This window comes from Streptococcus sp. SK140 (assembly GCF_000259525.1).
In the GTDB taxonomy this organism is placed as follows: domain Bacteria; phylum Bacillota; class Bacilli; order Lactobacillales; family Streptococcaceae; genus Streptococcus.
This window is the reverse complement of the sequence record NZ_AJML01000002.1, coordinates 1-20,823: the sequence shown is the minus strand read 5'-3', so window position 1 is coordinate 20,823 and position 20,823 is coordinate 1. Positions and strand designations below refer to the sequence as shown.

The following is a 20,823-nucleotide window of genomic DNA, read 5'->3' as shown; positions in this document are numbered from 1 at the left end:
ATAATCTCTAGATTTAAAAATCAGACCTAGAGAACACTAAGAAGGTTGGTTGTACTACCTTTAAGCCTAAGGTTCTTCTTAGCTGTTACCTCAAATTTCTTGTATTCGTTTACAAACAGTATTATAATAGTATTATAGTAAAGAAAGAAGGTGTTCTTATGTGGAAAAAATATTTTTCAAAATATAAATGGACTGATTTATTTTGGATTCTTCTTGTAATTTGGTCATGCCTTTATATGGGTAATAGTTCTTCGTTTCCACTGACTCATCAAGAAATCTCTTTTCATGGATGTTGTTATGGGGCATCACTTGCCTTATATCACTTGCTATTTATTGATAAATTTGTCATTTCAAATCGAAAATAAATGGAGAGGTCAAAATTTTTTATACTTTTCGGAAAGACAGTGAAAAATCGTGTTTTAAACCCGCATCTCAAGAAGAGGTGCGGGCTTGGTTTTATCTCATAAACTAGTTTACAGGGCTTTTCCGACTAGAATCTCTGCTTCGATAGTAATCTCAGTTAACTGGCTCCAATCAATCTTGCTCTGGTCGACATGAAAAAGCAGGGGCGTCATGCTGAGCAAGGCTTGGCGTTTCTCTACGGTGATAGACTTGGTCAAGGAAGCAACCTGACTTGATTGGATGCTGAAGTGTTCTTGGAAGTGTTCCTTAATATCTTGATTAGAATAATCCTTCTTTGTCAGCTGGTCCTGTACCATTTGACGGATTTCCTTGATGTGGTTTTCAGTAGGAATGACCTTGATTAAGATGCCGTCCTTTGATAAGACTCGTCGGAATTCTCCGTAGTTGGCAGGTGAGAAGATATCAAGTAGGATATCCATGCTGGCGTCTTTTATAGGAAGGCGAGCTAAGTCACCAACAAACCAATTGACTGCCCAGTTAGGTTCGCTCTTGGCAGCGATTTGGACCGAATCTTTTGAAATATCAAAGGCATAGAAGATCTTGTCAGGGTGCACTTCCTGAAGTTTGCGAGAGTAGAAGCCTTCGCCACAGCCGATATCTAAAATTGTTTTGGCAGTTTTTGAACTTGCAATTAAATCAGAGATGGCATCTAGAATAGTTTGGTAAAAGCCAGCTTCTAGGATTTGCTGGCGATTTTGAAAGTTTTCTTTATCGTAGTTGGCGGATTGTTTGATTTGAGGGGCAAGATTGACATAGCCGAATTTTGCTAGGTCAAAAGAATGCCGATTCTCACATTTAAGACTAGACTCTACCAAGGTCAGATTTTCTTGGCAGATAGGGCAGGCAAAGGCACTAGCAGAAGCAAAGCGCTGGAGTTTGGGTTTGAGGTTTGTATTCATAGTTTAAGTGTATCAAAAGAGGCAAATGAAAGCAACTTTAGGAATAAGTAAATGGGAGATTCAGTAGAAATAAAACTAATTCTCCAATTTATAGAATGAAATTGCTTTTATATCTAAATTGCTATATAATAATGATAAGGAGGAAATAAGTATGTTAAAAGAAGTACTAACCGTTGCAAAAGTTGCGAAAAAATCATCACTCTTTTTGGGTGGTGTCGCATTTGGTACCCTTGGTTTGAAAATCTTAGCAAGTAAGGAAGCTAAAAAAGGTTATTCTAAAGCTTTGGCTAAGGCTTACAAGTTGAAAGACGGGCTAGATGCATCTGTTTCTGTTGTGAAACAACATGGAGACGATGTCTTGCAAGATGCCAAATATTTGTACGAGCAAGAGAAAAAAGAAGAGCAATTAGATAGCCTTATAGGAGAATAATATGTCTTTTAAAGTGCTACATAGAGGATACCAACATATCCGACTATCATCTTCTTTTTCACTCACCTTGGATATTCAAGACTATCTTCGTTCCTTGGCGAGAGATGAAAAGGGGATTGAGTCTATCCAGTTTTACATGGATCAACAGCACTTTACTCTACGCATAAAAGAAGGCTTTTCTGTATTAGATAATGCAGAAGCCTTTTTAAAAAGAATTGATAAAGGGAAAGTTTCTGAGTTGATGACTCTTCCCATTCGTAGAGAAGAGAGTGCTTATTCTATTGTTTCAGGTGCAGCGATTAAGCGTGTACTTTTTCGTAGTTTTGTGCCGTATCCTATTCGCTATATATGGACTTGTTATCAGGCTTTGGGTTATATTAGAGAAGCCTATCAAACACTAGCGCGTAAGGAACTAACGATGGAGGTCTTGGACTGTTCGGCGATTTTATTGTCCTTGTTTATGAACCAATCCAAGACAGCTAGCAATATCATGTTTATGCTTGATTTGGGGAATCATTTAGATCAGTGGTCCTTGAAAAAAACTGCAACAGATTTAGAACAGAGTCTTCTTGCAAAAGAGAGCGATGTATTCCTAGTACAGGGTGATACGGTCGTTAGTATCAAGAGTTCCAATGTTCAAATAGGAGATGTCTTGGTATTATCTCAAGGAAATGAAATTCTGTTTGATGGACAAGTAGTTTCAGGTTTAGGTATGGTCAACGAAAGTTCCTTGACGGGAGAGAGTTTTCCAGTTGAAAAAAGAGAGTCTGATTTGGTTTGTGCAAATACAGTATTAGAAACTGGAGAGTTACGCATTCGTGTAACCGATAATCAGATGAACAGCCGGATTTTACAACTGATTGAGTTGATGAAGAAATCTGAAGAAAACAAGAAAACGAAACAACGCTATTTCATCAAAATGGCGGATAAGGTCGTCAAATATAATTTCTTGGGGGCTGGTCTGACTTACCTATTAACAGGTTCTTTTTCTAAGGCTATTTCTTTCCTATTGGTCGATTTCTCCTGCGCTTTGAAAATCTCTACTCCTGTAGCTTATTTGACAGCTATCAAGGAGGGGTTGAACCGTGAAATGGTGATTAAGGATGGGGCTGTTCTGGAGAAATATCTGGAAGTTGATACTTTCTTATTTGATAAGACGGGAACAATCACAACTAGCTATCCGATAGTTGAAAAGGTGTTACCTTTTGGAGACAATAGTGAGGAAGATATTCTCAGAATCAGTGCCTGTCTTGAGGAACACATTTATCATCCTATTGCTAATGCCATCGTCAAGCAAGCCGAGATAGAGGGAATTGAACATGAGGAAATGCATGGGAAACTCCAATATATCGCAAGTAAGGGGATCAAATCTCATATAGATGGCCAACCAGTTCTTATTGGGAATTATGTCTTGATGCAGGATGAGCAGATTCATATCAGTTCAGAACAAAATGCTTTAATTGAAGAGTACAAGAGTCACTACAATCTCTTATTCTTAGCCTACCAGAATGAATTGATTGGAATGTTCTGTATTCATACTCCTTTGAGAAAAGAAGCAAAAGCAGCCTTGGAGAAACTTAAGGCACAAGGGAAAAAATTGATTCTGGCAACAGGGGACACCCTGGTTAGGACAGAGGAATTAGTCAAAGATTTGCCCTTTGATCAGGTCTATACAGACTTGAAACCTGATGGGAAATTTGAGTTAGTAGAGGAACTGCAGAAAGCAGGTCACACTATTTTGATGGTTGGAGATGGATTGAATGACTCAGCGGCTCTAACCCTATCAGATATCGGTGTGGTGATGAATGAGAGTGCAGATATTTCTAAGCAGATGAGTGATATCTTATTGTTAGATAATCGCTTGGATTTCTTCCAAGAGTTGGATTCGCTATCATCATCTTTGCAAACACTCATCAAGAAGAATATTCAAGATACCGTTGTCGTAAATAGTAGTTTGATTGGCTTTGGCTTGTTTAACTGGCTCAGCCCTTCAAATCTTTCTATCTTACATAATCTAACAACCTTACGCATTGTACTGCGTAGCCTGTCTATTAAGGGATAGGTGGGGACTATTCACAGCAAAAAGGAGTTACCTTTATCGAGGTTAACTCCTTTGTTTATAGGTAAATGTTGAACAATTTAGTAAGTCAATACAAAATATTTTTTCTTACCGCGACGGATAACGGTCAATTCATTTTCTAATTTATCGCTATCGCTCAAGACATAGTCAAGGTCTTGGATGCGGTCGCCGTTGACGTAGATGGCTCCGTTTTGTACGTCTTCACGGGCTTGGCGTTTTGAGTTAACCACGCCAGAAGATACGAGAAGTTCAACGATGTTGTGATTTTCGTCTGCTTGTACTTGGTAGTTTGGTACACCACGAAGTCCTTGTTTGAGTTCTTTGACAGAAAGGTTTTTGATATTTCCAGCAAAGAGTTGTTCAGTGATGTTAAGAGCTTCTTTGTAAGCTTCTTCTCCGTGAACAAGTGTTACGACTTCACGAGCGAGGACTTTTTGAGCCAAGCGTTCGTGTGGAGCTGCTTCAAATTGTTTGCGGATGTCTTCAATCTCATCAAGTGACAAGAAAGTAAAGATTTTCAAGAAGCGAACAGCGTCAGCGTCCATAACATTCATCCAGAATTGGTACATTTCGTATGGAGAAGTCTTTTCAGGGTTAAGCCAAACAGCGTTCCCTTCAGATTTACCAAATTTCTTACCAGTTGCGTCTGTGATGAGTGGAACAGTTATTACGTGACCAGTCTTGTCAGCCTTACGACGAAGCAATTCTGTACCAGCTGTCATATTTCCCCATTGGTCAGATCCACCGATTTGGAGGGTTACATTGTGCTCTTGGTTAAGGACGAAAAAGTCGTACCCTTGCATGATTTGGTAGGCAAATTCTGTGTAAGAAATCCCTGTTTCAATCCGTTTTTTAACAGACTCCTTGCTCATCATGTAGTTGACAGTGAAGTATTTTCCGATATCACGGAGGAAATCAATGAAGCTGATGCTGCCAAACCAGTCGTAGTTGTTGACCATGACAGCTTTATTTTCCCCATTTTCAAAGTCAAGAAAGCGAGAAAGTTGTCCTTGGATAGACTTGACCCAGCCATCTACTGTGTCTTTTGTTTGGAGACTACGCTCAGCATCTTTGAAGGACGGATCTCCTATGAGACCTGTAGCACCGCCAACGAGCGCATAAGGTTTGTGACCTGCTAGTTGCAGGCGACGACTTGTCAAGATTGCGACAAGGTGGCCTAGGTGAAGGCTGTCAGCAGTTGGATCGTAGCCAGTATAATAAGAAACTTGACCTTCTTCTAGGGCTTTACGCAAAGCTTCCTCATCAGTCGTTTGAAAAATCAAACCACGCTCTTTTAGCTCATCAAAAATGTGCATGTGTCTTTTCTCCTTTGTAAAATATTGTTTCTACCTATTGTACCACAAACTTGGTAAATAACCTAGTAAAATCGGGAAGAAAGTTGCTACTTGGACTTTTTTGGAAACGAGTGAAATATGGTATAATAGCACTAGCTTATTTTCAGAGAAATAGATAAAAATAGTTGAGAAAGGGGCTGGAAAATGTCTCATATTATTGAATTGCCAGAAATCTTGGCCAACCAGATTGCAGCAGGAGAAGTTATCGAGCGTCCTGCGAGCGTTGTCAAAGAATTAGTTGAAAATGCTATCGATGCTGGCTCAAGCCAGATTATCGTTGAGATTGAAGAAGCTGGTCTTAAGAAAATCCAAATAACAGATAATGGTCACGGGATTGCCCACGACGAAGTAGAGTTGGCCCTCCGTCGTCATGCCACTAGTAAGATAAAGAATCAGGCAGATCTCTTTCGGATTCGGACCCTCGGCTTTCGTGGTGAAGCCCTGCCCTCTATCGCATCTGTCAGTGTTTTGACTTTGTTGACAGCGGTGGACGGTGCCAGTCACGGGACCAAGCTAGTGGCTCGTGGGGGAGAAGTTGAGGAAATCATTCCAGCGACCAGTCCTGTTGGGACCAAGGTTTGTGTGGAGGATCTCTTTTTCAACACACCGGCTCGTCTCAAGTATATGAAGAGTCAGCAGGCAGAGTTGTCTCACATCATTGATATTGTCAACCGTCTGGGGCTAGCCCATCCTGAGATTTCTTTTAGCCTGATTAGTGATGGCAAGGAAATGACACGAACAGCTGGTACGGGTCAACTGCGTCAAGCCATTGCTGGGATTTATGGTTTAGCCAGTGCCAAAAAAATGGTTGAGATTGAGAATTCTGACCTAGACTTTGAAATTTCAGGCTTTGTGTCCTTGCCGGAATTGACACGGGCTAATCGTAACTATATCAGTCTCTTTATCAATGGTCGTTATATCAAAAACTTCCTGCTCAATCGTGCCATTTTAGATGGTTACGGCAGCAAGCTTATGGTGGGGCGTTTTCCGCTAGCTGTTATTCACATCCATATCGATCCTTATCTAGCAGATGTCAATGTGCACCCGACCAAGCAAGAGGTGCGTATTTCTAAGGAAAGAGAGCTGATGGCACTGGTTTCAGAAGCTATCGCAAAGAGTCTCAAGGAACAGACCTTGATTCCAGATGCCTTGGAAAATCTGGCAAAGTCTACCGTACGCAATCGTGAAAAAGTAGAGCAAACCATTCTCCCGCTTAAAGAAAATAATCTTTACTACGAGCAAACGGAGCTGACAAGACCGCCTCAAGCTGAGGTAGCAGACCATCAGGTGAATCTGACTGAAGAAAGACAGGATTTGAACCTCTTCGCTAAGGAAACCTTGGATCAGCTGACCAAACCAGCAAAACTGCATTTTGCAGAGAGAAAGTCTATCAGTTACGACCAACTGGATCATCCTGAGTTAGATATGGCTAGTTTGGATAAGGCTTATGACAAGCTGGAGCGAGAAGAATCTTCAAGCTTCCCGGAGTTGGAATTTTTCGGTCAGATGCATGGAACCTATCTCTTTGCCCAAGGTAGAGATGGGCTTTACATCATAGACCAACACGCAGCTCAGGAGCGGGTTAAGTATGAGGAGTATCGCGAAAGTATTGGCAATGTTGACCAGAGCCAGCAGCAACTCCTAGTGCCCTATATCTTTGAATTTCCTGCGGATGATTCCCTTCGCCTCAAGGAAAGAATGTCTCTTTTAGAGGAAGTTGGCGTCTTTCTAGCAGAGTACGGGGAGAATCAATTTATCTTGCGCGAACATCCCATTTGGATGGCAGAGGAGGAAATTGAATCTGGAATCTATGAGATGTGCGACATGCTCCTCTTGACCAAGGAAGTTTCAATCAAGAAATACCGAGCTGAACTAGCCATTATGATGTCCTGCAAGAGGTCTATCAAGGCTAACCACCGTATCGATGATCACTCGGCTAGACAACTCCTCTATCAACTCTCTCAATGTGATAACCCCTATAACTGTCCACACGGACGTCCTGTTTTGGTTCACTTTACCAAGTCGGACATGGAAAAGATGTTCCGTCGCATTCAGGAAAATCATACCAGCCTCCGAGAGCTAGGAAAATACTAATACTCTTCGAAAATCTCTCTAAACTGCGTCAGCCTTACCTTGCCTAACTCAAGTTATGCCTACGGTTAGCTTCCTAGTTTAGATTTGATTTTCATTGAGTATAATTGAAGGGAAAATTATGTACGAATATCTAAAGGGTATTATTACCAAAATTACTGCTAAATACATCGTTCTAGAAGCAAACGGAATCGGCTATATCCTACACGTAGCTAACCCCTATGCCTACTCAGGACAAGTCAACCAAGAAGCTCAAATTTATGTGCATCAAGTCGTGCGTGAGGACGCCCATCTGCTTTATGGATTTCGCTCAGAAGACGAGAAAAAGCTCTTTCTCAGTTTGATCTCTGTGTCAGGCATTGGTCCTGTTTCCGCTCTTGCCATCATCGCAGCTGATGACAATGCAGGTCTCGTTCAAGCTATTGAGACTAAGAACATCACCTACTTGACCAAGTTCCCTAAAATCGGTAAGAAAACAGCCCAACAGATGGTGTTGGACTTAGAAGGGAAAGTTGTTGTGGCAGGAGACGATCTCCCTGCTAAAACTGCAGCTCCATCTAGCAGTGACAACCAAGAACTGGAAGAAGCTATGGAAGCCATGTTGGCTTTGGGCTACAAGGCAACTGAGCTTAAGAAAATCAAGAAATTCTTTGAAGGAACGACAGATACAGCTGAGAACTATATCAAGTCTGCCCTCAAGATGTTGGTGAAATAGGAGAAGTCTATGCCAAAACGTTGTGGCTGGGTCAAAATGAACAACCCGCTATATGTAGCCTACCATGATGAGGAGTGGGGCCAGGCCCTCCATGATGACAGGGCACTTTTTGAGTTGCTCTGTATGGAGACCTATCAGGCTGGTCTTTCTTGGGAAACGGTGCTCAATAAACGCCAGGCCTTCCGTCAAGTTTTTAATGGTTACCAAATTCAAGCTGTTGCAGACATGACGGATGAAGAGCTAGAAGTTTTGATGAATAATCCAGTAATTATCCGCAATCGTGCCAAGATATTTGCGACGCGAGCTAATGCCCAGGCCTTTCTACAAGTTCAGAAAGAGTATGGCTCTTTTGATGCTTATCTCTGGTCTTTTGTAGATGGGAAGACCATTGTTAATGATATCCCGGACTACAGTCAAGCACCAGCCAAAACGCCTTTGTCTGAAAAAATATCCAAGGATCTCAAAAAACGTGGTTTTAAGTTCACTGGACCAGTCGCTGTCTTGTCCTATCTGCAGGCTGCAGGTCTGGTTGATGACCATGAGAATGCTTGTGAATGGAAGGGTCTTAAATGATGTCTACAAAATATAAGGGAGTTCTGATTTTTGTGCTCCTCTATACCATTCTCTTTGTGTTTGATGGCGTTAGATGGTTGGCTTCCTTGATGCCGTCTACCATTGCAAATTATCTAGTCTATGTAGTATTAGCACTATACGGCTCTTTCTTGTTCAAGGATAGATTAATCCAACAATGGAATGAGATTAGAAAAACTAAAAGAAAATTCTTCTTTGGCGTCTTAACAGGCTGGCTCTTTCTCATTCTGATGACTGTTGTCTTTGGTTTTGTATCAGAGATGTTGAGGCAGTTTTTTGGGCTGGTCGGACAAGGTCTAAATCAGTCGAATATTCAAAGTACCTTTCAAGAACAACCATTACTGATATCCGTTTTCGCCTGCATCATCGGACCTTTAGTGGAAGAGCTCTTTTTCCGTCAAATTTTATTGAGATATTTGAGGAAAAATCTGCCAACTTGGCTGAGTGTCTTTTTGGTCGGCCTTGCCTTTGCGCTTACTCATATGCACAGTTTGTCTTTATCAGAGTGGGTCGGTGCAGTCGGTTATCTAGGTGGTGGCCTGGCTTTTTCTATTATTTATGTGAAAGAAAAGGAGAATATTTACTATCCCCTACTTGTTCATATGTTAGGGAATAGCCTCTCCTTGATCATTTTAGCTATCAGTAGTATGTGATGAGAATGCCAGTAATGATAATGAGAAAAAGCTGAGAAATTCATCTCAGCTTTCTTTGTTATAGTCAAAACGAATGACTTGCTCCGTTGCATCTACATGGGCGTGGACTCCAAAGGGGACAATAGCTCTTGGAGTTGCATGACCAACATTTAGATTATAGACAATCGGGATATTGCTATCAATGATATCCAATAGTGCCTCTTTATAGTCGTCATAGAAAGTTTCATCCATAGGTTTCCCGACCAAGAGTCCTCTGATGACCTCGAATATACCAGTTTCCTTTAAAGTCCGCAACATCTTTTTGAAGTCGTCAGGATTAGGCTTTTCTTCACTTGTTTCTAGCAAGAGGATTTTTCCTTCCCAGTCTGACAAGTCAGGGAAAAGTTTGTATTTTTGGCAGAGATCTGTGCTATCTGCGTGTAGAGAGTTGTCAAAAATATCATAGAGAGACTCAAGACAACCACCGAGGATTTCTCCCTCAAACTGAGCATTGCCTTGTAACAAGTCAAAACCTGTATTTGCATGGCTGACACGAGGTGTTCCCAAGGCTTTGGGACTAAAATCAGTCCGTTCCTCATACCAAACGTTACTAGGGCGAATTTCTGAGATTTTTCCAGTCTCAATCAATTCTTTAAAGTAGTGGCAGCTATATGGCAACATTTCTTTGTCTAACTCACAAATGTCTGCTAGAAATGATTGGCCGTAAAAAGTCTTGATTCCTAGTTTATGCAACATGAGATGGTTCATGGTCGTATCCGAGAAGCCAAGAAAAATCTTTTGTTTGATAACTTTTTCTAGTTGGTCATTTTCAAAAAGGTAGGGCAACAAACGATAGGTATCATCTCCACCGATGGCGCATAGGATCATGTCGATACTATCATCAGAAAAGGCTTGCATCAAATCCTCCGCACGTGCTTCAGGATGTTCTTTGATAAAATCTAAGCCTTTTAGCGAATGGGGTAAAAAGATAGGATTGAGTCCTAGATCCTTGAGACGTTGAATACCCAAGTCCACTTCGTGTTTGACAAAGTCTTCTCCGATAATGCCACTAGACAAACTAACAATACCAATAGTAGAAATCATATCTCATCCTCCTAGAAATAAATTGATGCTATTGTATCACAAAAGAAGAGGGGAAACAACAAGAATTAGAATCAGAAAAAGGCTTTTAGATCGAGAAAGTAGTAAAAAAGCAACCGCTCGATGTGGTTGCTATTATAGTAGTTAATTTCTTATAGAGCAGTAAGGAAGGTCAGTCCGCCAAGGACAACCCCGGCCGAGTTTGGAATGATTAGAATCCAATCTTTCTTAGGCTCTTTTGTCCATCCATAAATGACCCAGATTAAGCAAGAGATTGCTGCTGATAAAGGTTGAAATGGTTGAGCTTTGTTCCCTTGTAAATTGGCAAAAATTTGGGGGATGTAGGCTATAAATACAATAATCCCAATAAAGGCACCAATTGAACCAACAATTTGATTAATTCTCTGTTTAGTCATATATATTTCTCCTTATTATTTTATTAGTATAACAGAAAAACAACTTGGATTCAAGGATAAAACCTCGGGATTCCAATGGAAGACTTTACATTGAAGTAAATTTAGACAAAATGTCTATTTATGATTTTGACGAATCAATAAATGATTTGGAACTACAAAAAAAGTAGTCTGTCTACAAAACACACTACTTTCATTGTTTATCTTAATATCTAGCAGGTCCTGCACTTGCGCTCTTGATGTTGAAACGTTTTTTGAGGTAGAAACGTAGGGCAAGGAGAGCTCCTCCGATAACCATCAAAACAAGAGGTGGTAGGCTGATGTTGATGGCTTGTGGAAGGAAGTTACTCAAGAAGAGGATGAAGACCCAGGCAAACATGGTTGCTAACATAACCAAAAGTGATTTCCAGAATGGAGGACGTTGGCTACGGTCAGTATCTGGTCCGTAGTAGCGGTAGATGAAGTGGTAGAGAAGGTAGAAGGCAACTCCTCCGAAGGCCCCTACACTGATGAGTGTTACCAAACCGTAAGCCACTGGTTGGTTTGAGAAGAAGCTCATCAAGGCACTAACTACTGCAAACAGTCCTGTAATGAAAAGGGCTGAATCCAACATCATCAATTTTGGATCGTCGTTTTCCTTTGGATGTTCTTTCTCGTATTGCTCTTTTTCGCTAAAGCTGTGAGCCCAGTGAGTTGGTGCTCCGTAAATTGAACGAGCAGTTACACCTTTTGGTTGTTCTTCAAGGATATGAGGAATGACTTCTTCAAGGATGGCCTTGATTTCAGCGTCGGTTTTTCCGTCCTTGAGAAATTGTTGGGTTGCAATGTGGATAAATTCTTGGTTTTTCTTGGTTAATTCTTTTAAATCAATCTGTGACATAATAACTCCTGTTTAGAACCATTTTTTATGGATGAGGTAAAGAGTGAGAGAAACACTCATAGCAAAGGCGATAAAGACGATGAGCCAGAAAGCATGCGGTTCTCCGTTTAAAGGAATTTCATTATCCTTAAAGTTCATTCCGTAAGCTGAGAAAATCATGGTCGGGATGGACATAACGATGGTCACAAGTGCCAAGGTTTTCATGATATTGTTCTGGTTGTTTGAAATAATAGAAGCGAAGGTCTCTGTCATAGAGTGAAGGACGTTTCCATAGATGTCCGCCATCTCGATGGCCTGTTGCGTTTCAATCAAGGTATCTTCCAGTAAGTCTTCGTCTTCGAGATATTTCTTGATATTGCTAGTTGCGCTGGTCAATTTTTTAATCACGCGCTCATTTGTCTTAAGTGAAGCTTTGAAGTAGACGATAGTCTTTTCCAACTCCATGAGTTCAATCAATTCTTCGTTTCGAGTAGATTTGTGAAGTTGGCTTTCAATCTGCTCACTCTTACGTTCGATTGAACGGAGGGCTGTTAGGTAAATCTCCGCATTGCGGTAGAGGATTTGGAAGATGAAGCGCGAACGCATGAAGGTATAGAAATTTCGAAGCCTACGATTGATAAAGACATCAAGAAGTGGTAGAGGCTCCAAGCAAGTGGTAATAATAGCCTCTTCTGTGATGATAATCCCCAAGGGAATAGTCACATAGTAGGTCTGGTTATTTCTTTCCTCTGTGATTGGGACGTCTACGATGATCAAAGTGTACTCATCTTCGATGGTGATACGTGACATCTCTTCCGCATCGAGTGGTGCACGGAGATCGGCGATATCAATATCAAAGGCTGAGGCGATTTCCATCGATTCGCTTTGAGTAGGATTGACGAGATTGATCCAAGTGCCCGGCTGGAGCGTATCAATCTCTTTAAATTCAGTTGTTGTTGAGAGAAAGACTTGTTTCATATCTCCTATCCTTTCCTAATCTAATCCGTGTTTCAGTGATTTTTGACACCGTACTATTATACTACAAAATCGGCTTTTTTGGTAATAGAATTTCACTTTTTTTGGTATAATGGAAAGCAACAATGAACTAGAAAGAAGTAATATGCAAGATAAGATTGTCATCCATGGGGCACGCGCCCATAATTTAAAAAATATAGATGTGGAAATTCCGCGTGACAAGCTAGTTGTGGTGACGGGACTATCTGGATCAGGAAAGTCTAGTTTGGCCTTTGATACCCTTTATGCAGAAGGACAACGTCGCTACGTTGAAAGTCTGTCAGCCTATGCTCGTCAGTTCTTGGGCAATATGGAAAAGCCAGATGTGGATTCTATCGATGGTCTCAGCCCTGCCATTTCCATTGACCAGAAAACGACCAGTAAAAATCCTCGTTCGACGGTTGGAACAACGACGGAAATCAACGATTATCTACGTCTTCTCTATGCACGTGTAGGGACACCCTACTGTATCAATGGACATGGGGCTATCAAGGCTTCGTCTGTAGAGCAGATTGTGGATAAGGTTTTGGAATTGCCAGAACGCCAACGCTTGCAGATTTTGGCTCCTGTCATTCGTAAGAAAAAAGGGCAACACAAGACGCTGATTGAAAAGATTCAAAAGGATGGTTACGTCCGTGTCCGTGTCGATGGAGTTGTCTACGACGTGACTGAAGTTCCTGAACTTGAAAAGAATAAGCAACACAACATTGATGTGGTGGTAGACCGTATCATTATCAAAGAAGGTATCCGTAGTCGTCTCTTCGATTCGATTGAAGCAGCTCTCCGTATCGCTGAAGGTTATGTCGTTATTGATACTATGGATGATTCAGAGTTGCTCTTCTCAGAACACTACGCTTGTCCAGTCTGTGGTTTTACAGTTCCAGAGCTAGAACCCCGTCTCTTCTCCTTCAATGCACCCTTTGGCTCCTGTAGTGAGTGTGATGGTTTGGGAATCAAGCTAGAGGTTGATACGGACTTGGTAGTGCCAGATGCTAGCAAGACTCTTCGCGAGGGCGCTTTGGCGCCTTGGAACCCTATCTCTTCTAACTATTATCCAAACATGCTGGAACAAGCTATGACAGCTTTTGGAGTGGATATGGATAGGCCTTTTGAGGACTTGTCTGAGGCGGATAAACATCTCATTTTCTATGGTTCAGATGGGAAAGAATTCCATTTCCACTATGAGAATGAATTTGGTGGAGTTCGTGATATCGATATTCCATTTGAGGGAGTGCTTGGCAATATCAAGCGTCGCTATCATGAAACCAATAGCGACTACACTCGTACACAGATGCGTCTTTATATGAACGAGCTGACTTGTGGCACCTGTCATGGTTATCGTCTCAATGACCAGGCCTTATCTGTTCGAGTAGGGGGAGAAAAAGGACTCCATATCGGAGAAATTTCAGACCTCTCCATTGCAGACCATTTGGAAGTTATTGACCAGCTAACCTTATCTGAAAATGAAGCTATCATTGCTCGTCCTATCCTCAAGGAAATCAAGGACCGCTTGACTTTCCTAAATAACGTGGGCCTTAACTATTTAACGTTATCCCGCTCGGCAGGAACCCTATCAGGTGGGGAGAGTCAACGTATTCGCTTAGCGACCCAGATTGGTTCCAATCTCTCAGGAGTTCTCTATATCCTTGATGAGCCGTCCATCGGTCTTCACCAGAGGGACAATGACCGTTTGATTGCCAGTCTGAAAAAGATGCGTGACTTGGGGAACACCTTGATCGTGGTAGAACACGATGAAGACACTATGCGAGAAGCTGATTATCTGATTGACGTCGGTCCTGGAGCGGGAGTCTTTGGTGGAGAAATTGTTGCTGCAGGAACGCCTAAGCAGGTAGCTCGCAACAGCAAATCCATTACAGGACAGTATCTGTCAGGGAAACGCGCGATTCCAGTGCCGTCAGAACGTCGCGTTGGAAATGGACGTTTTATCGAAGTGACAGGTGCGCGTGAGAACAACTTGCAAAATATCACCGCTCGCTTCCCACTCGGGAAATTCATTGCAGTGACAGGGGTATCTGGTTCAGGGAAGTCGACCCTCATTAACAGTATTCTCAAAAAAGCTATTGCTCAAAAACTCAATCGCAATTCAGACAAGCCTGGTAAGTTTAAAACCATTACAGGAATCGAGCATATCGACCGTCTGATAGATATTGATCAAAGTCCAATCGGACGGACACCGAGGTCTAATCCTGCGACCTATACAGGTGTCTTTGATGACATTCGAGACCTCTTTGCTCAGACAAATGAAGCCAAGATTCGTGGTTATAAGAAGGGGCGTTTCAGTTTCAACGTCAAGGGTGGGCGTTGTGAAGCTTGCTCGGGTGACGGGATTATCAAGATTGAGATGCACTTCTTGCCAGATGTTTACGTAGCTTGCGAAGTCTGTCATGGGACTCGCTACAACAGTGAAACGCTAGAAGTTCACTACAAGGAAAAGAATATCTCGCAAGTATTGGATATGACCGTCAACGATGCGGTAGAATTTTTCAAACACATTCCAAAAATTCAACGCAAACTCCAGACAATCAAGGATGTAGGTCTAGGTTATGTGACCTTGGGACAACCTGCCACAACTCTTTCTGGTGGAGAAGCGCAACGTATGAAGTTAGCTAGTGAACTCCACAAACGCTCGACAGGTAAGTCTTTCTACATTTTAGATGAACCGACAACTGGTTTGCATACCGAGGACATTGCTCGCCTACTCACCGTTTTGTCTCGCTTTGTCGATGATGGAAATACAGTTCTCGTGATCGAGCACAATCTGGATGTCATCAAAACAGCAGACCATATTATCGACTTAGGACCAGAAGGTGGTGTCGGTGGCGGAACTATTATCGCAACAGGAACACCAGAGGAAGTAGCTGCCAATGAAGCTAGCTATACAGGACAGTATTTGAAAGGAAAGTTACATCATGAATAAACGTGTGCAAGTATTTTTAGATAAAATGCAAGAAAAAGAACTAGATGGAATCATTATCAATAACCTTAAAAATGTCTACTATTTGACAGGATTTTGGGGTTCAAATGGGACAGTCTTTATCAGTCGTGACCGTCAAGTCTTGGTGACAGATGCCCGCTATATTATCGCTGCTAAGCAAGAAGTAACTGGTTTTGAGATTTTTGCAGAGCGTGACGAGTTGGCAACTATCGCAAAGATTGCAAAAGATATGGGTCTTTCTCGCATCGGTTTTGAAGATGAGATTTCAGTTTCTTATTACCACCGTATGCAAGCTACTTTTGAAGGTTTGGAACTAGTTCCACAAACTCAGTTTGTTGAAACCCTTCGTATGATTAAGGATGAGACAGAGATCGCGACGATTCGTAAGGCTTGTTCCATCTCAGACCAAGCTTTCCACGATGCCCTTGACTTTATCAAGCCAGGTAAGACAGAAATTGAAATTGCCAACTTCCTGGACTTCCGTATGCGTGACTTAGGCGCTGCTGGTTTGTCTTTTGACACGATTCTAGCTAGTGGGATCAACTCTTCTAAACCTCATGCCCACCCAATGCACAAGCCAGTAGAACTAGGCGAAGCTATTACCATGGACTTCGGTTGTCTTTATGACCATTATGTCAGTGATATGACACGTACCATCTACCTAGGTCATGTCAGTGATGAACAAGCAGAAATCTACAACACCGTTTTGAAGGCTAACCAAGCATTGATTGACCAAGCTAAGGCTGGCTTAGGTTTCCGTGATTTTGATAAAATCCCTCGTGATATCATTGTGGAAGCAGGCTATGGAGAATACTTTACACACGGTATCGGGCACGGTATCGGACTTGATATCCACGAAGAACCGTACTTTAGCCAAACTTCCAAAGAAGTTATCAAAACTGGTATGGTCTTGACTGATGAACCAGGTATTTATATTGAAGGTAAATACGGGGTTCGTATCGAAGATGATATCCTGATTACAGATACAGGTTGTGAGTTATTAACCCTTGCTCCAAAAGAATTAATCGTAATCTAAGAAAAATGAGATAAATTGTTGACTTTTACGAGTTAAAGGTTTATACTGAAAGGCGAAAACGGTAGGTGAGGCTACCATAGGGATACGGATGACTACCGCAAAGCAGTGGAGACACTACTCGTTGGTCAACAGTCCTGGTCGCGAAGGTCAAGACTAAGCTCATTACATCGCCCTATGGAGTTAAAGCTTGAACGAAAACAGATCATAAGTTTTTTAGTCCTGCCATTTTATGGCAGGACTTTCTGCTGTTTTAGAAGAAAGGAGACAAACGATGCAAATTGACGATCATCCAGAACCGCACATACACAGCCAATCGCTGATTTGTGTCGTTTTGTCCTTATAAAGTGATTGGTCCCTGTGTATGAAATTACCATTCATACAGATAGGAGAAACCAATGAAAACTACAAAAGAAAGACTAGCAGCAGCTATTCAAACCCCATTAAAAGATAGTCTAGCTTTTTACCATACAAGTCAAAAAGGTTTAGATTCAGAACAAGTTCAAGAAAACCGTGACTTATATGGTGAAAACACCATTACCAAGGGTCAAGAGGATTCCATCTTTAAAAAGATTTATGAGTCCATTATCAATCCTTTCACAATCATTTTGCTTGTGATTGCCTTTATCTCTCTCGTTACAAATGTCTGGCTTGCCAAACCTGGTCAAGAAGATCCAACGACATCTATCATTATCGTTGTCTTGGTTTTGATTTCAGGAGGCATCCGTTTTGTCCAAGAATTGCGAAGCGATAAGGCAACAACCAATCTTTCAAAAATGATTGTCAACACAGCAACTGTTATTCGCGATGGTCTTGAACAAGAGTTACCTATCGATGAGTTGGTTGTGGGAGACCTCGTGAAATTGAGTGCGGGAGATATGATTCCTGCAGATGTTATCTTGTTTGAATCCCGCGACTTTTTTGTTCAACAGTCAGGTTTGACTGGAGAAAGCGATGCAGTCGAAAAGCTTGCTTTAAATAAAGCCACTAGTCAAAATATAGAGAGTCTTTTAGAAGCAGAATCTTTGGCATTCATGGGGACAAACGTTATCTCAGGAAGTGCTACAGCTATGGTTCTCGCTGTTGGTGATGACACCATGATGGGAGCTATTGAGCAAACTCTCAACACCTATGATGAGCCAACTTCTTTTGAACGTGAAATGAACAGCATTTCTTGGCTCTTGATCCGCTTGATGCTTGTCATGGTTCCGATTGTGTTTTTTGCAAATGGGTTGACCGATGGAGACTGGCTAGAGGCTGGAGTCTTTGCCTTGAGTGTCGGTGTCGGACTGACACCAGAAATGCTTCCAATGATTATCACAGCCAGCTTGGCCAAAGGTTCCATTATCATGGCCAAGGAAAAGGTGGTTATCAAAAAACTCAATGCTATTCAAGACCTAGGAGCAATCGATATCCTATGTACGGACAAAACAGGAACTCTAACGCAAGATGAGATTGTCTTAGAATATCCCTTGGATATCCATGGTGATTTGGATATGGCGGTCTTAAGAAGAGCTTATCTAAATTCACATTTCCAAACAGGTTTGAAAAACTTGATGGACCGTGCCATTATCAGTAGAACTGAAAAAGAATCCAAAGAACACGCTATTCTACAAGATTTGGATAAAATCTTCCAAAAGATTGATGAACTGCCTTTTGACTTTGAACGCAGACGCATGAGTGTCATCGTCAAAGACGACAGCAATGTCGTTAGTATGGTTACTAAAGGTGCTTTGGAAGAAATGTTGAACATTTCGACTCATGTGGAATATCGCGGAGAAATCATTCCCCTAACCGAAGACATTCGCCAAGAAGTATTAGCAGAAGTTGGTCAATTAAACCGTCAAGGTTTGCGTGTTTTAGGTGTTGGTTACAAGTCAGGTCTACGTGAAGATTATGCCTATGCTGTGACTGATGAAAGTGACATGATCCTTACAGGTTACCTTGCCTTTTTGGATCCGCCAAAACCATCTGCAGCACCAGCCATTCAAGCTCTACTTGAGCATGGTGTCAAAACAAAAATTTTAACTGGGGATAACGAAAAAGTAACCCAAGCCATTTGTGAAAAGGTTGGTTTGGACGTTGAGCATATGCTCTTAGGGGCTGACATTGACCAAATGACAGATCAAGAATTGGCAGAAGCGGTTGAAAGTGTAACAGTATTTGCTAAATTGTCTCCTGATCAAAAAGCCCGTATCATTCTACAGTTAAAGAAAAATGGTCACGGTGTTGGTTATATGGGTGACGGTATTAATGACGCTCCATCCATGAAGGTGGCAGATGTCGGTATTTCTGTAGATACAGCAGTAGACATCGCCAAGGAAACTGCGGATGTTATTTTGCTAGACAAGGATCTCATGGTTCTTGAAACTGGTATCGTTGAGGGTCGTAAGGTCTACGCCAACATGACCAAGTACATCAAGATGACCGTTAGTTCAAACTTTGGGAATATCTTCTCACTCCTTGTTGCGAGTATTTTCTTACCATTTTTACCAATGGCTCCTGTTCATCTCATTGTCCTAAACCTAGTCTATGATTTGTCTTGTGTGGCATTGCCATTTGATAATGTGGATCAAGACTTCCTTAAACAACCCCATACATGGGAAGCAAAATCCATTACGCGATTTATGGTTTGGATGGGACCAATCTCATCTGTCTTTGATATTTTGACCTTTATCTTCCTCTACTTTATCATTGTTCCTTTGGTGACAGGCCATCACTATGTTCATGGATCTGAATCTGCCCTTCAGTTTATTATCTTGTTCCAAACAGGATGGTTCATCGAATCTATGTGGTCTCAAACCATGGTCATCCATATGCTTCGTACAGCAAAAGTTCCTTTTCTACAAAGCAGACCAGCTTGGCTTGTGATTTTGATGACTCTGATTGCAGCCTTTTTCGTAACCAGCCTACCTTATGGACCACTAGTAAATATCCTTCGTCTAGCACCCTTAGGATTTCCTTACTTCTTGTTCTTAATCTGTATTATTTTCTTGTATATGTTTAGCGTTACAGTTATTAAGAAATTTTACATTAAGAAGTATAAAGAATGGTTATAGTTCGTATTTTGTCAAGAAAAAAGTTCAAAAATTGCCAAAAAAGTTAAAAATTTTTAAAAATAGGTCGCAAGTCCGATGTTTTTTATGGTATAATAGTCTAAACTGATAGTAACATGTAGCGAAAGGGGTAGGTACATGATCAAAATTTATACAGTCTCAAGTTGTACTAGCTGTAAAAAAGCGAAGACCTGGCTCAATGCCCACCAGTTAAGTTATAAAGAACAAAACCTCGGTAAGGAAGGAATCACGAGAGAAGAACTACTTGATATTTTGACAAAAACAGACAATGGAATTGCAAGTATCGTATCATCGAAAAATCGTTATGCAAAGGCTCTTGGTGTTGATATCGAAGATTTGAGTGTCAATGAAGTGCTCAACCTAATCATGGAAACACCACGTATCTTGAAAAGTCCGATTCTTGTAGATGAGAAACGCCTACAAGTCGGCTATAAAGAAGACGATATCCGTGCCTTTTTGCCACGCTCTGTCCGTAATGTGGAAAATGCAGAAGCGCGTTTACGTGCGGCTCTATAAAACATCAAGGCTGGGAGTGACTCCTGGCCTTCTCTAATATTTAAATTGGATAACATGTGAGGATTTATGAAAAAGTTAGTTATTGGAACATTCGCAGCACTATTTTTGCTCGTTGGATGTGGTCAGAAAAAAGAAACAGCAGCTTCAACTACTGAGAGTTCTCAAGAAGCCCTACAGTCTACCTTGCCCGTATTAGAAAATGCAACCAAGAATACAGTTGTTACCAAGACCTTGGTTTTGCCAGCTGATGAGAGTGGAGCACAGCAAACTCAAATCATTACCTACAAAGGCAATCAATTTTTAAGCTTGACCATTCAGCAAAAGCGTCCAGTATCAGAAGATTTAAAAAATTATATTTCTGAGCGAGGATTAGATGAAGCTAAAAAAGCTCTAAAAGAAGCTGAGGACAAGGATGAGTCTGTTCAAGCGGCTCGAAAAATTTCAGGATTTACCATCGAAACGACTCTTTTAAATGAGAAAGAGATGGAAACCAAGACTAGCTATGATTTCCAAACACTGGATCTCAAAAAAGCAAGTGAAAACGAATACTTGAAGAATGTTGGACTGGAAAATCTATTGAAAAACGAACCAGAGGACTATATTGCTAATCGTGTTGCAAATGGGGCAACAGTCCAGTA

18 protein-coding genes and 1 riboswitch are annotated in these 20,823 nt (G+C 41.3%); of the genes, 12 read left to right on the top strand and 6 right to left on the bottom strand.

Features of this window, described 5'->3' with window-relative positions; all coding sequences use genetic code 11:
- Positions 1-158 precede the first annotated feature (158 nt).
- The gene (locus HMPREF1116_RS12475) at positions 159-365 is read left to right on the top strand and encodes a hypothetical protein (RefSeq protein WP_033586337.1); all 207 of its coding nucleotides are present in this window, start codon (positions 159-161) and stop codon (positions 363-365) included.
- A gap of 108 nt (positions 366-473) precedes the next feature.
- Here the strand turns inward: HMPREF1116_RS12475 and HMPREF1116_RS02835 are convergent, their stop codons facing one another.
- On the bottom strand, positions 474-1,322 hold the full coding sequence (locus HMPREF1116_RS02835; RefSeq protein WP_001095499.1) for a putative RNA methyltransferase: 849 nt from the start codon (positions 1,320-1,322) through the stop codon (positions 474-476).
- Positions 1,323-1,473: 151 nt separating this feature from the next.
- Here HMPREF1116_RS02835 and HMPREF1116_RS02830 point away from each other — a divergent pair, with 151 nt between their 5' ends.
- Both HMPREF1116_RS02830 and HMPREF1116_RS02825 read left to right on the top strand, forming a co-directional pair.
- The gene (locus HMPREF1116_RS02830) at positions 1,474-1,752 is read left to right on the top strand and encodes a DUF6110 family protein (RefSeq protein ID WP_000910910.1); all 279 of its coding nucleotides are present in this window, start codon (positions 1,474-1,476) and stop codon (positions 1,750-1,752) included.
- A gap of 1 nt (position 1,753) precedes the next feature.
- Positions 1,754-3,814, top strand: coding sequence for a heavy metal translocating P-type ATPase (locus HMPREF1116_RS02825; protein ID WP_000008777.1), 2,061 nt, complete (start codon positions 1,754-1,756; stop codon positions 3,812-3,814).
- A 77-nt stretch (positions 3,815-3,891) separates the two neighbouring features.
- On the opposite strand, the gene tyrS is transcribed toward HMPREF1116_RS02825, so the two are convergent.
- Positions 3,892-5,148: a tyrosine--tRNA ligase gene (gene tyrS / locus HMPREF1116_RS02820; RefSeq protein WP_000546896.1), complete on the bottom strand. Its 1,257-nt coding sequence runs from the start codon at positions 5,146-5,148 to the stop codon at positions 3,892-3,894.
- A 183-nt stretch (positions 5,149-5,331) separates the two neighbouring features.
- On the opposite strand from tyrS, the gene mutL reads away from it, so the two are divergent.
- The 4 genes from mutL to HMPREF1116_RS02800 all read left to right on the top strand — a co-directional run bounded on the left by mutL (position 5,332) and on the right by HMPREF1116_RS02800 (position 9,237).
- Positions 5,332-7,281, top strand: a complete 1,950-nt coding sequence (gene mutL / locus HMPREF1116_RS02815) for a DNA mismatch repair endonuclease MutL (RefSeq protein ID WP_000018153.1) — start codon at positions 5,332-5,334, stop codon at positions 7,279-7,281.
- Positions 7,282-7,399: 118 nt separating this feature from the next.
- Entirely contained in the window at positions 7,400-7,993 is a 594-nt protein-coding gene (gene ruvA / locus HMPREF1116_RS02810; protein ID WP_000273405.1) for a Holliday junction branch migration protein RuvA, read from the top strand.
- A 9-nt stretch (positions 7,994-8,002) separates the two neighbouring features.
- Entirely contained in the window at positions 8,003-8,566 is a 564-nt protein-coding gene (locus HMPREF1116_RS02805; protein WP_001126056.1) for a DNA-3-methyladenine glycosylase I, read from the top strand.
- A complete protein-coding gene (locus tag HMPREF1116_RS02800) occupies positions 8,563-9,237 on the top strand; it encodes a CPBP family intramembrane glutamic endopeptidase (RefSeq protein ID WP_000987933.1) in 675 nt (224 codons plus the stop codon). The genes HMPREF1116_RS02805 and HMPREF1116_RS02800 overlap by 4 nt, the downstream gene beginning before the upstream one ends.
- Positions 9,238-9,282: 45 nt before the next feature.
- Here the strand turns inward: HMPREF1116_RS02800 and HMPREF1116_RS02795 are convergent, their stop codons facing one another.
- The 4 genes from HMPREF1116_RS02795 to HMPREF1116_RS02780 all read right to left on the bottom strand — a co-directional run bounded on the left by HMPREF1116_RS02795 (position 9,283) and on the right by HMPREF1116_RS02780 (position 12,567).
- Positions 9,283-10,320, bottom strand: coding sequence for a S66 family peptidase (locus tag HMPREF1116_RS02795; RefSeq protein ID WP_000626029.1), 1,038 nt, complete (start codon positions 10,318-10,320; stop codon positions 9,283-9,285).
- Between the two features lie 149 nt (positions 10,321-10,469).
- Positions 10,470-10,733 (bottom strand): SemiSWEET family transporter, encoded by a 264-nt coding sequence (locus tag HMPREF1116_RS02790; protein WP_000166358.1) that lies wholly within the window; start codon positions 10,731-10,733, stop codon positions 10,470-10,472.
- 202 nt (positions 10,734-10,935) lie between these two features.
- Positions 10,936-11,610: a DUF1129 domain-containing protein gene (locus HMPREF1116_RS02785; protein WP_000077985.1), complete on the bottom strand. Its 675-nt coding sequence runs from the start codon at positions 11,608-11,610 to the stop codon at positions 10,936-10,938.
- A gap of 12 nt (positions 11,611-11,622) precedes the next feature.
- Positions 11,623-12,567: a magnesium transporter CorA family protein gene (locus HMPREF1116_RS02780; protein ID WP_000815631.1), complete on the bottom strand. Its 945-nt coding sequence runs from the start codon at positions 12,565-12,567 to the stop codon at positions 11,623-11,625.
- Between the two features lie 142 nt (positions 12,568-12,709).
- Here HMPREF1116_RS02780 and uvrA point away from each other — a divergent pair, with 142 nt between their 5' ends.
- From uvrA to HMPREF1116_RS02755, 5 genes are all read left to right on the top strand, one after another.
- The gene (gene uvrA, locus HMPREF1116_RS02775; RefSeq protein ID WP_001152913.1) at positions 12,710-15,541 is read left to right on the top strand and encodes an excinuclease ABC subunit UvrA; all 2,832 of its coding nucleotides are present in this window, start codon (positions 12,710-12,712) and stop codon (positions 15,539-15,541) included.
- Positions 15,534-16,595, top strand: a complete 1,062-nt coding sequence (locus HMPREF1116_RS02770; protein WP_001042894.1) for a M24 family metallopeptidase — start codon at positions 15,534-15,536, stop codon at positions 16,593-16,595. The genes uvrA and HMPREF1116_RS02770 overlap by 8 nt, the downstream gene beginning before the upstream one ends.
- Positions 16,596-16,648: 53 nt before the next feature.
- A riboswitch (M-box (ykoK) riboswitch) is annotated at positions 16,649-16,802 on the top strand.
- 188 nt (positions 16,803-16,990) lie between these two features.
- Positions 16,991-19,651, top strand: coding sequence for a magnesium-translocating P-type ATPase (gene mgtA / locus HMPREF1116_RS02765; protein ID WP_000858845.1), 2,661 nt, complete (start codon positions 16,991-16,993; stop codon positions 19,649-19,651).
- Between the two features lie 135 nt (positions 19,652-19,786).
- Positions 19,787-20,185: a transcriptional regulator Spx gene (spx, locus tag HMPREF1116_RS02760; RefSeq protein WP_000591165.1), complete on the top strand. Its 399-nt coding sequence runs from the start codon at positions 19,787-19,789 to the stop codon at positions 20,183-20,185.
- A gap of 66 nt (positions 20,186-20,251) precedes the next feature.
- Positions 20,252-20,823 (top strand): SP0191 family lipoprotein (locus HMPREF1116_RS02755; protein WP_000737513.1); only part of this gene is annotated, 572 nt, incomplete at its 3' end.